Below are 13,046 nucleotides of genomic sequence, written 5' to 3'. Positions count from 1 at the left end.
CGCGCCTCCCGTGCGTGAGTAGCGTCGGGCACATGAACGGACTCGGACTGGGGACCCTCAACGTCGCGACGATCGTCGTCGAGGGAGCACGACGGCACCGGAACAAGACGGCGGTCGTCACCGCGCTCGCGGACGGCGTGCACGAGCTCAGCTACGGCGAGCTCTGGGAGCAGGTCCGCACCACCGCCGGCGGCCTGCGCGCCCGGGGCGTCGAACGGGGCGACCGGGTCGCGGTGATGCTGCCGAACATCCCCCAGTTCATGGTCGCGTACTTCGCGGTGCTCGCCCTCGGCGCGGTCGTCGTGCCCGTGCACCTGCTCTTCAAGCGCGAGGAGATCACGCACGTCCTGTCCCGCTCCGGTGCGGGCGTGCTCATCGCCTCCGGGACGGCACTCGCCGAGGCCGGCCCCGCTGCCGCCGACACCGGCGCACTCGTCGTCGGGGTGGGCGCGGGCGAGGACGTGCTCGACCTGGCCGCCCTGGCGACCGAGGGCACCCCGCTCGACGCCGTCGTCGGCACGAACCCCCTCGACCCCGCCACCGTCCTGTTCACCAGCGGCACCACCGGGCTGCCGAAGGGGGCCGTCGGCACGCACTTCGCCCTCGTCGAGCAGGCGAACGTCTGCATCATCGACCTCTTCGACCTCCGCGAGGACGACGTCGTCTTCGGCGGGCTCCCGCTCTTCCACACCTTCGGGCAGACGGTCGTGATGAACACCACCCTGCGCCGCGGCGCGACCATCGTGCTGCTCCCCCGGTTCGACCCCGCGACCGCCCTGTCGCTCTGCGTCGAACAGCGGGTGACGGCGTTCCTCGGGGTCCCGACGATGTTCATCGCGCTCCTCGAGGCCTCCCGCACGCACCCGGAGCGACCACCGTTCCGCTGGGCGGTGTCCGGCGGGGCTGCGCTGCCGTCGGCGGTGCTCGAACGCTTCGAGACCACGTTCCGCGCACCGATCCAGGAGGGCTACGGGATGACCGAGACCTCGCCCGTGATCTCCGTGAACCCGCGCGGCGTGCCGAGCCGAGCGGGCAGCGTCGGACCGGCGATCTGGGGCGTCGACGTCGTCGTGGCGGACGCAGACGTCGAGGGTCGGATCGTCCCGCTGCCCGTCGGGGAGACCGGCGAGATCGTCGTGCGCGGCCACAACCTGTTCCGCGGCTACCTCGACGACGACGCCGCGACCGAGGCCGCCATGGCCGACGGCTACCTGCGCACCGGAGACATCGGGATGCTCTCCGACGACGGCTACGTGACGATCGTCGACCGCAAGAAGGACCTCATCCTCCGCAACGGGTACAACGTCTACCCGTCGGAGATCGAGTCCGTGCTGCACCGGCACGAGGACGTCGCGTCCGCCGCGGTGTTCGGCGTCGACCACCCGGTGCACGGCCAGGAGGTGCACGCCGCCGTGGTGCTCCACGACGGTGCGACCGACACCGGTGCGATCGACGCGTTCGTCCGGGAGCGGGTCGCCGCGTTCAAGTACCCGCGCGTCTACCACGTGGTTGAGTCGCTGCCGCTCGGGCCGAGCGGCAAGGTGCTGCGCCGCGAGCTCAGCGCCCGCTACCGCGTGGAGTGAGTCCGGGGGCGCGGTCGCGCCGGGCCGTGGTAGCCCCGCGGCGCGTCCTCACCGCGGGATGACCGCGAAGAGGAAGCGCTTCCGGACCATGTACCAGGCCAGCAGGATCAGGAGCGTGTGCGTGGCGAAACCGACCCAGCCGTTGTTCCAGTCCACGCCCGGGATCGACGCGATCGCCAGCGCGAAGAACACCTGCCAGACGAAGACGTACAGGCTCGCCTGACCGATCGGGATCCAGAGCCACCCGATGACGCCCGCGATCGGTTTCCAGAACACCGTGAGGATCGCGTACGACACGATCGCGAAGAACGCGATGTCGACCAGTCGGCCCCACTGCAGGTCCACACGCTGGTAGGCGGTGTTGTACAGCTGGTCGTACATCGACGCCGGGAACGGGACGGGCGTGAACCCGTACTGGTTGCCGGCCCACACGTAGACCAGGAACAGCGCGTAGCCGCCGACGCCGATCCCGATGAGGACCTTGCCGAGCCGACCGGTCAGCGCGCGGATGATCTGCCGCCGGTAGAAGCCGAGCACGAGGCCGTGCGTGAAGACCACCTGCCACGTGAGCAGCGGGAACACCGACTCGAACTGCGAGTTCAACGGCCGGAAGTCCGGATTGAGCGCCTGGTAGACGTAGAGCGCCCAGCTGACGAGCAACAGCGCCCACCAGAACCCGCGGCGGATCACCCACATGAACACCGGGATGAACAGGCTGAGCACCACGAACAGGCCCATGATGTTGAACGGCCACGGACCCATCTCGAGGAGCAGGAACTGCCGGATCGCGTACCAGGGCGGCGGGTACGCCAGCAGCTGCATGGCGTTCGGGTAGAGGTCGTACACGCGCCCCTCGGCTCCGACCCCGCCGGTGCCCGTGCCGCGGTCGGTGAAGGTCGTGATCGCGTCGGTGTTCAGGAAGGGCAGGAAGCTCAGCGCGAACACGACGAGGATGACCCCGAGCGTGACGAGGTACTGCTTCCGGGCGCGCTTCCACGCCCCGATCGCCGCCGCCCACTCGCCGAACTTGGCGATCGCGAACGGGTACGTCATGCCGAGCACCATGCCGGACAGGAACGCGAACATCTCCGCGCCGGTGATCGCCCCCGTGGCGTGCAGCGTGATGAACGAGTACGGGCCGCCGATCTCGATGTGGGTGATCACCACTGCGAGGATGATGAACCCGCGGAAGAGGTCGAGCCGGAGGTCGCGTCCGGGCTTGCCGTCGTCCGGGTACCGCCAGCCGGGCAGCAGCCGTCCGAACAACCCGCTCAGCAGGAACACGACGGCCAGACCGACCGCGACCCAGACGATCCACGCCATCTGGTCGCCGCCCGTGTCGTACTGCTGGTCGGTCGCCGCCGCGCCGTCCTGGGCCGTCACCCGTTGGGTCACGGGGCCGAACACGAAGTGGTCCGCGCGTTCGAGGTCCGTGCGGAACGAACCCGCGATGCCCGGCACCGCCGTGTCGCGCCAGTCGGCCACGCGTCCCCCGGCCTCGGGCTCCCGCCGGTTCGTCTCGAGGAAGGTCACGCCCTGGATCAGCGGGCGCTCCCGGACCGCCGCGATGACCTGGCGCCACCAGCCCTGCTTCACCGCCAGCTGGGAGTCGCCGCCGAGGGTGTGGTCGTAGAGCGCTCCGGTGTCGAGCAGCATCGGTCGGTCGTCGGTCACCGCGAAGCGATCGTAGAAGTCGCCCCGCTGCCGCTGCTCGTAGCCCCACGTCTCGTCGAACCGGGCCTCGACCTCCCCGGCCTGGGGGACGTCGTTGCGGGTGAGCGGGACGTCGCGGCCGGCCGCCTGGGTGGCCTTGCCCTTCCCGAAGGAGAACATCGACAACCCGACCCAGTCGACAGCGGCGTCGCCGGGCCAGTACGGCGCGTACGGATCGTCCGCCGCCGTGAGCCGGCCGTCGCCGTTCGTGTCCAGCTTCGCCACGTCGGTCGCCGACAGGTCGCGGAGCCGCCCGGCGGAATCCCCGAACGGGTACCCGGCGCCGTACGACGGCGACCAGACCATGCGGGCGTCGGAGCTGCCGGCGTGGACCGCCTTCGCGAGCGTCCGGAACGCCCGGACGTACTGCGTCGGCTGCTGCCCCCACCGCACCCAGGTGCCGTTCATCTGCGGCGCGAACCGAACGAGCAGCTGGGTGTCGTACTGCTGGTGGACCTCGTCGAACAAGCGGTTCGCTGCACGGGCGTCCGCGGCGGTGAGGGAACCGAGCGACCGCTCCGGCTCGAGGCTCACCACGAGCACCGCGCCCTGGGCCGCGGCCGCGCGGGTCGCGCGGAGGAACTCCTTCCGGGCGCTGCCCCGGAGCGGGTACTGGACCTCGACGCCGTACATCGACGGGGTCGCGCCGAGTCGGCCGGCGTACCCGTCGGGTGCATCGTCGCCCCAGTCGATGTCCGGTCCGAACCAGGCCTTCCCCGACGCGGGCGTCGCCGCGGCCGGAGCCTGCGCGGCCGTGGCCGGCAGGGCGCCGCCGAGCGCGAGTGTCGCGACCACCACCAGGAACGCGACCGCACGGGCCGCCCGTCGCCTCAGCGGCTGCACGCCAGCGTCCAGATGTTGTGTCCGCCCTCGTGCCGGTGCTCGAGACGGTCCAGCGCCGCGATCGCGAGGGCGAGTCCGCGGCCGCTCTCCTCGGCGGCGTCGGCCATCGTCACCGCGGCGAGGTCGACGTCCGCGGGCAGGCCGTTGTCCGTGAGGACCGCGACGAGTTCGTCCTCGGTGGCGTCGAGTTCCACGGTGTACCGCCGCCCGGCCTCCTGGTCGGTCCGACGGGTGTGCTCGACGATGTTCGCGGCGATCTCCGCCACGGCCGTCTCGAGGCCGAACCGGAGCCGGACGTCGTCGATGCCGAGGCCGTCCCACCAGGCACCGAACCGGTCCTGCACCTCGTCGAGGGACTCCACGACCGCCGGGACGTCGAACTCGGTGTGTGTCGGGCTCACAGGGGTCCTCCCGCAGTGCTTGACTCGTGCTCGGACTGCACCGTGCCCGGACCGCGGTAGAGCACGGCACGGATCACGATGCTGAAGATGAACAGGTCGAACACCACCCACGCGGTGTTGACGAGCGGTGCGATCCCGGACGCCTGGCCGACCAGGTAGCGGATTCCGATCAGGACCAGGGCGGCGACGAGCGCCCCCATCGCGATGAGCTGCGGGCGGACGAGGTCCCACCGCGGCTTCTGCTCGGACTCGTCCCGCACCTTGGGGGTGACCCGGAAGCCGAGGGGCTTGCCGCGGAACACGTTCTCGAACGCACTCGTGACCGACTCGATCCACACGGGGAACAACGCCAGCGAGTACTGCTGGCCGCGCCAGGTGGGTCTGCCGGCAGCGACCACCCAGAACAGCAGCTGGTTGAGCACGAGGAACGGGATGAGCCGCGCGAAGAAGTCCACGCTGTACGCCTGGACGGGGACGACGCCGAACGACAGGCACAGCACCGGCGCGGCGATGTAGACCACGGCCGCGAAGCCGGACAGGTAGCTCCACATCGTCGAGAAGTACATGAGGCGCTGGCCCCAGGACAGGCCCTTCTGCACGAGCGGGTTCTCGCGGAAGAAGACCTGCATGGTGCCCTGCGCCCACCGGAGCCGCTGGACGAGCATCGTCGGCAGGTCCTCCGGGGCCAGCCCCTTCGCGAGGATCTCGTCGTGGTAGGCCGACTTCCACCCGAGGCCGTGCAGGCGCATCGCGGTGGCCATGTCCTCGGTCACCGAGATCGTCGCCAGGGGCATGATCGGCTGTGCCTCGTCGTCACGGTTGACGTCGAGCGCGCGGGCGAGCACGGCGATGGACTCGATCGCGGCCACCGGCGAGGCGTTCCGGCTGCCGAGCACGTCGAGCGCGGCGTCGTCCAGCCCGGCGAACGTGTTCGCGTCGGTGGACATCGCCGCGAGCTCCTGCAGGTCGTTGCGCACCGACTCGAGGTCGGCGGCGGCGAAGCGGTACGCGATGGCGTCGATCCCGCGCTGGAAGGCGTAGGTGACCTCGCCGAGGGGCTCGCCGCGCAGTACCTGTTCGCGGGCGTTGCCGACCACCGCCTCGGCCTCGTCGAGGGCGGCGAGCACGCGCGGGTCGGTCTCGTTCTCGCGGGCACGCGCGAGGAGCTTGCGGGACGTCTTGATCGTCCGGGTGACGGACGCCTCGACCTCGCGCACGTACCGGGTGACGCCGAGCTGCATGAGCGCTTCCCGCCGGAGGATCGCGTTCGAGCCGCAGAAGAACGCGGCGTTCCAGCCGTCCTTCGACTGCTGGATGGGCCCGTAGAACAGCGGCGCCTGACTGCCGAGGAGGTCGGCTTCCGGCACGTTCTCGAACCACTGCGGCGTCTGCACGAGCGCCATCCGCGGGTCCTTGAAGTACCCCAGCGTCCGGTCGAGGATGGACGGCTCCGGCACCTGGTCGGCGTCGAGGATGAGGAGGAACTCGCCCTGGGTCGCGAGCAGCGCGTTGTTGAGGTTGCCCGCCTTGGCGTGCCGTGGCCGGTCGACCCAGTCCGCGCCGCGCGTGATGACGCCGATGCCGAGCGACTCGGCGGCGGCCCGCATCTCCGGCCGGTCGCCGTCGTCGAGGATCCAGGTCTCGTGCGGGTGCGCGATCGCCTTGGCGGCCCGCGCGGTCCGGACGACGAGTTCGACGGGCTCGTTGTACGTGGTGATGAAGACGTCGACGGTGACGTCCGGTGCGGGCTTCCTCGGCGGTTCACCGCGTTCGCGGAGCCGCCACGCCCCGAACGCGAACAGCAGCGAGTCGATCACGCTGTACGTCTCGGCCAGGACCAACGGCACGGCGATCCACCACGAGTGCCAGTTCACCGACGCCGCCCAGCGCCAGACGATGTAGTTCACGCCGGCGATCGACGCGAGCAACGCGACCGTCCGCACGGTGAGGAGTCGACGCCGCGGCGTCCCCGCCGTCAGGCGCCGGTGGTCCTCCCTGCTGACCTCGACCGTGGTCACGGGGTCACCCCACCCACGGCGTTGCCGAGCGTGCTGCGTCGCAAGCGTGCCTCCCTGATCCGCCGGCCCCCGGCCGCGGCGCGCGCCCGAGGAGTGGTTCCGACCGGTGGCCGGACGCAGGGGCCCGTCCCGATCGCACGCCCCGGTCCTCGGGTACGACCTGGGCGTAGGGACCTGTCTACCGCAGGACGGCGACGTCTGTCAGACCGGCGCCCCGCTCTGGGGACAACCGGTGCGGGCGGCGGACACCGACGGCCCTGTCAGTCGGACGGACGAGCAGGCCCGAGGCCGAAGTCCGCCGCGAAGCCGAGGTCGTCCGCCAACCGCGCCACGACCTCGTCGAAGTACAGCGCCCCGTCCGAGACCGAGCCGACGAAGTGCCCGAACAGCTCGAACGACACCGTGCCGAACACGGTCGTCCACGCCATCAGGGTGCGGACGAGGACTTCCTCGGGGAGCTCGACCCCGAGCGCACGGAGGGAGGCGACGGCGTCGGCGACGGCCGGGGCGACCATCCCGGGAGCAGCCGTCGGTGCGTGGGGCGATCCGCGCCTCCCGTCCGCATCGACGGGGACCCGGCCGCGTTCCGCCGTCGCGTCGGCGACCACGCGCACGAGGGTGAGCGTCGTCCGTGACGCGGGTTCGACGGTCTCGCTCGGTGCCGCGTACCCCGGGACGGGCGAGCCGAAGAGCAGCGCGAAGTCCCCCGGGTGCGCCACCGACCACGTACGGACGGCGCGACAGGCCGCGACCCACCTGGCGCCCGGCGCCGGACCGGCGGCGGCGTCCGCGGCCTCGACGGCGGCACCCAGCTCGTCGTAGTCCGCGACGAGCAGGGCGGTGAGCAGGTCGTCGCGGCTCGGGAAGTACCGGTACACGGCGGACGAGACCATCCCGACGTCGCGGGCGACTGCGCGGAGGCTGAGCTGCGACGGACCCTCTTCAGTCAAGCGCGCGCGTGCGGCGGCGAGGATGCCGGCGTGCACGGCTTCCCGAGCGAGTGCACGTGCGGTGGGAGCCCGGTCGGTCATCCCTCAACCTTGTCACGGGAGAGCACTGCACACAAATGAGAGCAGTGCTCTTGCAATTGCCGCGGCGCGCGTGCATGATGACTTCCGAGAGCAGTGCTCTCCCACATCTCGAGGAAAGCAGGAACCCATGTCCCAGCACCACGTCGTCGTCGGAGCCGGCCCGGTCGGCCGTCACGTCGCTGCACTGCTCGCCGAGCGCGGGGAACGCGTCACGGTCGCCACCCGGTCGGGACGCGACACCGGGATCGCCTCGGTCGAGCACATCGCACTCGACGCCTCGGACGCGGACGCACTCTCCCGCGCGGCCGACGGCGCAGCGGTCCTCTACAACTGCGCGAACCCGGGCAACTACACCCAGTGGGAGGAGACCTGGCCGCCGCTCGCCGCCGCACTGCTCACCACGGCCGAACGGACCGGGGCCGTCTACGCCATCACGGGCAACCTCTACCCGTACGGGCCGGTCGACGGTCCGATGCGCGAGAGCCTGCCGGACGCCGCGACCGACCACAAGGGCATCCTGCGCGCGCGACTGTGGGCGGACGCCCTCGCCGCCCACCGCGCCGGACGCACCCGCGCGGTCGAGGTCCGCGCGTCCGACTACGTCGGGTCGGGCATCGGCGAGAACGGCCACATCACCCGTGTCCTGCCGGCCGCCCTGCAGGGGAAGGCGGTGTCCATGGTCGGCCGCACCGACCTGCCGCACAGCTTCACCGACGTGCTCGACGTCGCACGCACCCTCGTCGCTGCCGCTGCGGACGAGGGTGCCCACGGCCGGACGTGGATGGTGCCGACGAACGCGCCCCGCTCACAGCAGCAGGCGCTCACCGAGGTGCTCGCCGCCGCCGGGAAGCCGCCCGTCACGGTGCGCCGACTGCCTGCGGGCCTGTTCCGGATGATGGGACTGGTGTCGCCGATGATGCGGGAGATCGGGCAGATGACGTACCAGTGGACGGCGCCGTACGTGATCGACGACTCGGAGAGCCGGGCGCACTTCGGCATCGAGCCGACCCCGTGGGACGAGGTGTGCCGGCGGACGGTTGCGGGAGTCGTGTGACGGCCACGCGGCATGACGCCGGGCGCGGTGCCGGTCGACACCGCGCCCGGCGTCCGGGCGATCGCGTCAGATGACGAGCAGACGGGAGTACTGCGCCGACGACAACCGCTCGGCGGCACCGCCCGCGGCGGGCACCCGCCAGAGGCCGGGCGTCGGCCCGCTGTCGATGTCGACGAACACGTCGCCGTCGTCGTCGGCCGCGCCGACGTTCGCTCCTCGGCTGCCCGCGGTGAGCCCGGACACCGCCTTCGTCACCGTCGTGCCGTCCGCCGAGCGGACCACGAGGGACGTGACGCTCCGGTCGGCGCCGCAGCCCGCGGGGCTGTACTCGGCCGGACTCGTGCACCACCCGGCCGACTGCAGGAGCGAGAACGTGTCGTCGCCCACGGCGCCGTACTCGAACGCCAGCTTCGGCTCGGCGGACACGGGTGAGGTCGCGCCCGCCGGCAGGGCCGCCCAGATGAACGACCCGGCGCCGCCCGGCGAGCTCCAGTCGAAGAAGAGGTTCCCGTGCGTGTCCGCGAGGAGCGCCCGCACGTACCCGAGCACCCCGGCGGCACCCGGAGTCACGGTGCGGGTGGTCACGGCACCGGACGGTGACGCGGTCGTGACGACAGCGGAGGACACCGTGCCCGCCCAGGTGGAGACCGTCCCGTCGCGACCGACCGCCCACAGCGTCGTGTACGAGCTGTTCGGCGCCGGCCCGAAGTGCACCCACGCCTGCGGTGCCCCGCCCGTCACGGGCAGGCGGTCCACGACCCCGGTCACCGAGTCGATCCAGTAGAGGTTGCCCGCGGCGTCCGAGCGCAGGTCGGCGGTGAGGTGCAGGCCGGTCGCGAGCGTCCGGACGGCACTGCCGTCGGCGGGGTGGAGGAGGATCGACGTGCGGTCCGCCGACGGCGTGAAGACGTCGCCGACGTCGTCCGCGGTGAAGCCGGCACCGTCGGTCGCGACGGTCCTCAGCGCGCCGGACCCGCTCGTCGGGAACCGGACGACGTCGCCCGCTGCGTCGAGGGCGAACAGGGACTGGGTGGTCGTCGTGACCGCGGGTGCGGTGTACCGCACGGAGGTCGCGCTCCCGGCTCCCCGAGCACCGAGCGCCCGCACGGCGAAGGTGTAGGTCGTCCGGGGCGTCAGTGCCCCGAACCGGTCCGAGCGGGCGCTGGCCGGCAGACGGTCGACGCCGTGGTCGGGCTGGTGTTCGGCCGGGGTGACCACGACCTGCCATCCGGTGACCCTCGCCCTGGACCGTGGCTTCCCCCAGGTGACGGTGGCGCTGTCGGCCGCACCGGTGACCGTGACGGACGTCGGCGCTCCCGGCACCGACGACGAGGGTGCTGCCGTCGCCGGTCCCGCTCCCCCGATGACGAGCGCCACCGCAGCCGCGGCGGTGAGTACTGCTCTGTACACGTGCGTTCCCCGTTCGTCTCCGCGGACCCCTGCGCCGCGGCTCCGAGCATCACACCACCGGCAGGCCCGCCGAACGGCTGCGGCGGAGGATCGTGCGGACGGTCGTGCGCCATCCCGCAACGCGGCGGCGGGGGCGTTCTCATCGCACGACGTGCCGCTCACCTACGGCCCCGGCGGCGTGTTGCGCGACCGGAACGACAGCGCGCGGCGTGTTGTGCGACCGGAACGGCAGCGCGCGGCATGTTGCGCGACGAGAACCCGGCCGAACGGCGGGACCCGCCGAGACCCGGCTCAGTGCCGCGGCTTGCGGGCCGGACGGTCGTCGCGGTCGTCGCGCCGCGGCCCACGGTCGTCACGGTCCCGACCACCGCGCGGCGCACGGTCATCACGGTCGTACCGACGCGGGCCCCCGCGCCGGTCCGGCTTGATCTCGATGAGCTTGCCGCTGATCCGGGTGTCCGTCAGCCGGTCCAGCACGCCGCGGTCCATGTCCGCGGGGAGCTCGACGATGGAGAAGTCGGGACGGATCTGGATCGCACCGAAGTCGTCTCGGCGCAGGCCGCCCTCGTTCGCGAGCGCGCCGACGATCTGGCGCGGCTCCACCCGGTGTCGGCGCCCGACCTCGATGCGGTAGGCGGTCATCGGCTGCGACCGACGAGGGCCCCGGTCGGAACGGTCGCCCCGCCCGCCGCGGTCGTCGTCCCGGTCACGGCGGTCGCCGCGTCGTTGGTCCCGGTCGACCTGGTTGCGGAGGTCGTCGGAGGCCGGGTCGAGCAGCAGCGGCGAGTCCCCCTGCGCCACGACCGCGAGCGCCGCTGCGACGTCGTCGGCCGGGACGTCGTGGTGCTCGACGTAGTGGGCGATGATGTCGCGGAACGCGGCGATCCGGTCCTGCTGCTCGAGCGCCGAGGTGATGGCGTCGTCGAACCGCGTGAGGCGCGTCTCGTTGACGTCCTCGATCGTCGGGAGCTGCATCTGCGTGAGCGGCTGCTTCGTGTGCCGCTCGATGGCTGCGAGCAGGCGGCGCTCGCGCGGCGTGACGAAGCTGATCGAGTCGCCCTTGCGGCCGGCCCGACCGGTCCGGCCGATGCGGTGCACGTAGGACTCGATGTCGACGGGGATGTCGAAGTTCACCACGTGCGTGATGCGGTCCACGTCGAGGCCTCGGGCAGCGACGTCGGTGGCGACGAGGATGTCGAGCTTGCCGGACTTCAGTTGGTTCACGGTCCGCTCGCGCTGGGCCTGGGCGACGTCACCGCTGATCGCGGCGGCGGCGTACCCACGGGCGCGGAGCTTCTCGGCGAGGGTCTCGGTCTCGCTCTTGGTGCGGACGAAGATGATCATCCCCTCGAAGTCCTCGACCTCGAGGATGCGGGTGAGCGCGTCGACCTTCTGCGGGTAGGACACCACGAGGTACCGCTGCGTGATGTTCGCGGCCGTCTTCGTCTTCGTCTTGACGGTGATCTCGGCCGGGTCGGTGAGGTACTGCTGCGAGATGCGACGGATCTGCGCGGGCATCGTCGCCGAGAACAGGGCGACCTGCTTGTCGTCGGGCGTCTCGGCGAGGATCGTCTCGACGTCCTCGGCGAAGCCCATCTTGAGCATCTCGTCGGCTTCGTCGAGCACGAGGTACTTCAGCTCGGACAGGTCGAGCGTGCCCTTCGCGATGTGGTCCATGATGCGACCGGGCGTCCCGACGACGACGTCGACACCACGACGCAGCGCGGACAGCTGCACGCCGTACGCCTGCCCGCCGTACACGGGGAGGACGTGCACGTGCTTCATGTGCGAGGCGAACTGCTCGAACGCCTCGCAGACCTGCAGGGCGAGCTCGCGCGTCGGGGACAGGACGAGTGCCTGCGGCACCTTGCTGCCCGACTCCATGCGGGACAGGATCGGCAGCGCGAACGCCGCCGTCTTGCCGGTACCGGTCTGTGCGAGGCCGACGACGTCACGCCCCTCGAGCAGCGTGGGGATGGTGGCTTCCTGGATGGCCGAGGGCGTCTCGTAGCCGATGTCCTTGACGGCCTTGAGCACCGGATCGCTCAGGCCGAGGTCGGCGAAGGTCACCACGGGCCCCTCGTCGGTGGTCTCGGTGGTGGTGGCGGTGTCCGTGCTCATGCGGAAACGGTATCTCGGATGCAGGCCGCGTGCTGACGGACGGGAGGCGCGGGGCGGGCCCGCACCGCGCCTCCCGTCCGCTACGGGGTCTGGTCGGGACCCGCCGCACCGATCCCGAGGACGGTGTCGGCCCGGTCGTTGAGCCGGGCCAGCAGCCCGGCGAGCGTGCGGAGTTCCTCGGTCGCGAAGGCCTCGGTGAGTTCGTCGGCGACCTCGGCGCCGGCGACGTCCAGCGTGTCGAGGAGCGTCCGACCCGCCGGGGCGACGGACAGGAGACTGGCGCGACCGTCGGCGGGGTCGGGGCTCGTCTCGAGGTACCCGGACTCGACGAGGGAGGCCACGCGTCGGCTGATCACCGGTCGCGACAGCCCGGTGGCGTCGGCGATCACCGTGGAGCGGACCGCCCCGAAGTGCTCGACGGCGCGCAGGATCACCCGCGCGGTCGGGTCGAGGCCGCCGCGGGACTCGATCAACGAGGAACGCAGGGTCTGCCGCACCCAGAGCCGGTCGAGCTGGGCGCGGAGGAGCCGCTCGGCGGCGTCCCGGTCCGTGGTCACGGTGTCAGCGTAGTGGGCACATTTAGTTGCTTGTCGGAAGCATCTGATGTAGCGTTGCGCGGTCTGCAAGTTTTCACAGCACGAAAAAGGAGTTCGATGACCGCCACCGCACCCGTCCCGGTGCAGCACGGCCGACGAGCAGCGGGGTCCGCCACGGCCCCCGGCGCCCCCGGCCAGCAGCCGCTGATGACCCACCGCCAGATCCTCCTCGTGATCTACGGGCTGATGGCGGGCATGTTCCTGTCGTCCCTCGGCCAGACGGTGTTCGGCACGGCGATCCGGACCATCGGTGACGACCTGCACGGGCTCGACCAG

9 protein-coding genes and 1 pseudogene are annotated in these 13,046 nt (G+C 71.6%); 3 read left to right on the top strand and 7 right to left on the bottom strand.

The features are described from left to right. Window positions 1-32: 32 nt before the first annotated feature. Window positions 33-1,583 (top strand): AMP-binding protein, encoded by a 1,551-nt coding sequence (locus ACTJKO_RS14610; RefSeq protein ID WP_440689868.1) that lies wholly within the window; start codon window positions 33-35, stop codon window positions 1,581-1,583. A 48-nt stretch (window positions 1,584-1,631) separates the two neighbouring features. On the opposite strand, the gene opgC is transcribed toward ACTJKO_RS14610, so the two are convergent. From opgC to ACTJKO_RS14590, 4 genes are all read right to left on the bottom strand, one after another. Next, window positions 1,632-4,139 carry an OpgC domain-containing protein gene (gene opgC, locus ACTJKO_RS14605; protein WP_440689867.1) on the bottom strand — a complete coding sequence of 836 codons (2,508 nt, stop codon included), beginning with the start codon at window positions 4,137-4,139 and terminating at the stop codon, window positions 1,632-1,634. Beyond that, window positions 4,127-4,540: an ATP-binding protein gene (locus tag ACTJKO_RS14600; protein ID WP_440689866.1), complete on the bottom strand. Its 414-nt coding sequence runs from the start codon at window positions 4,538-4,540 to the stop codon at window positions 4,127-4,129. Before ACTJKO_RS14600 ends, opgC begins: the two co-directional genes overlap by 13 nt. Continuing rightward, on the bottom strand, window positions 4,537-6,558 hold the full coding sequence (locus ACTJKO_RS14595; RefSeq protein WP_440689865.1) for a glycosyltransferase: 2,022 nt from the start codon (window positions 6,556-6,558) through the stop codon (window positions 4,537-4,539). Before ACTJKO_RS14595 ends, ACTJKO_RS14600 begins: the two co-directional genes overlap by 4 nt. Before the next feature lie 260 nt (window positions 6,559-6,818). Continuing rightward, window positions 6,819-7,589: a TetR/AcrR family transcriptional regulator gene (locus tag ACTJKO_RS14590; RefSeq protein WP_440689864.1), complete on the bottom strand. Its 771-nt coding sequence runs from the start codon at window positions 7,587-7,589 to the stop codon at window positions 6,819-6,821. A gap of 127 nt (window positions 7,590-7,716) precedes the next feature. Between ACTJKO_RS14590 and ACTJKO_RS14585 the strand changes: the two genes are divergently transcribed. Further along, on the top strand, window positions 7,717-8,643 hold the full coding sequence (locus ACTJKO_RS14585) for an NAD-dependent epimerase/dehydratase family protein (RefSeq protein WP_440689863.1): 927 nt from the start codon (window positions 7,717-7,719) through the stop codon (window positions 8,641-8,643). A 66-nt stretch (window positions 8,644-8,709) separates the two neighbouring features. Here the strand turns inward: ACTJKO_RS14585 and ACTJKO_RS14580 are convergent, their stop codons facing one another. From ACTJKO_RS14580 to ACTJKO_RS14570, 3 genes are all read right to left on the bottom strand, one after another. Further along, the gene (locus ACTJKO_RS14580; RefSeq protein WP_440689862.1) at window positions 8,710-10,053 is read right to left on the bottom strand and encodes a fibronectin type III domain-containing protein; all 1,344 of its coding nucleotides are present in this window, start codon (window positions 10,051-10,053) and stop codon (window positions 8,710-8,712) included. A 291-nt stretch (window positions 10,054-10,344) separates the two neighbouring features. Further along, a complete protein-coding gene (locus ACTJKO_RS14575) occupies window positions 10,345-12,174 on the bottom strand; it encodes a DEAD/DEAH box helicase (RefSeq protein WP_440689861.1) in 1,830 nt (609 codons plus the stop codon). An 80-nt stretch (window positions 12,175-12,254) separates the two neighbouring features. Further along, window positions 12,255-12,731: a MarR family winged helix-turn-helix transcriptional regulator gene (locus ACTJKO_RS14570; protein ID WP_440689860.1), complete on the bottom strand. Its 477-nt coding sequence runs from the start codon at window positions 12,729-12,731 to the stop codon at window positions 12,255-12,257. A gap of 96 nt (window positions 12,732-12,827) precedes the next feature. Between ACTJKO_RS14570 and ACTJKO_RS14565 the strand changes: the two are divergent. After that, window positions 12,828-13,046, top strand: a pseudogene (locus ACTJKO_RS14565) (MFS transporter); the annotation flags it as partial.

Origin of the sequence: Curtobacterium sp. 22159 (genome assembly GCF_052045775.1) — a bacterium.
GTDB lineage: Bacteria > Actinomycetota > Actinomycetes > Actinomycetales > Microbacteriaceae > Curtobacterium.
Note: the sequence above shows the minus strand (reverse complement) of the source record. Positions and strands in the feature narration are given on the sequence as shown.

Excerpts from the sequence above, each read along its gene's own strand:
- ACTJKO_RS14610 (WP_440689868.1), top strand. The coding sequence starts at position 33 with ATGAACGGACTCGGACTGGGGACCCTCAACGTCGCGACGATCGTCGTC.
- ACTJKO_RS14590 (WP_440689864.1), bottom strand. The coding sequence starts at position 7,589 with ATGACCGACCGGGCTCCCACCGCACGTGCACTCGCTCGGGAAGCCGTG.
- ACTJKO_RS14585 (WP_440689863.1), top strand. The coding sequence starts at position 7,717 with ATGTCCCAGCACCACGTCGTCGTCGGAGCCGGCCCGGTCGGCCGTCAC.
- ACTJKO_RS14575 (WP_440689861.1), bottom strand. The coding sequence starts at position 12,174 with ATGAGCACGGACACCGCCACCACCACCGAGACCACCGACGAGGGGCCC.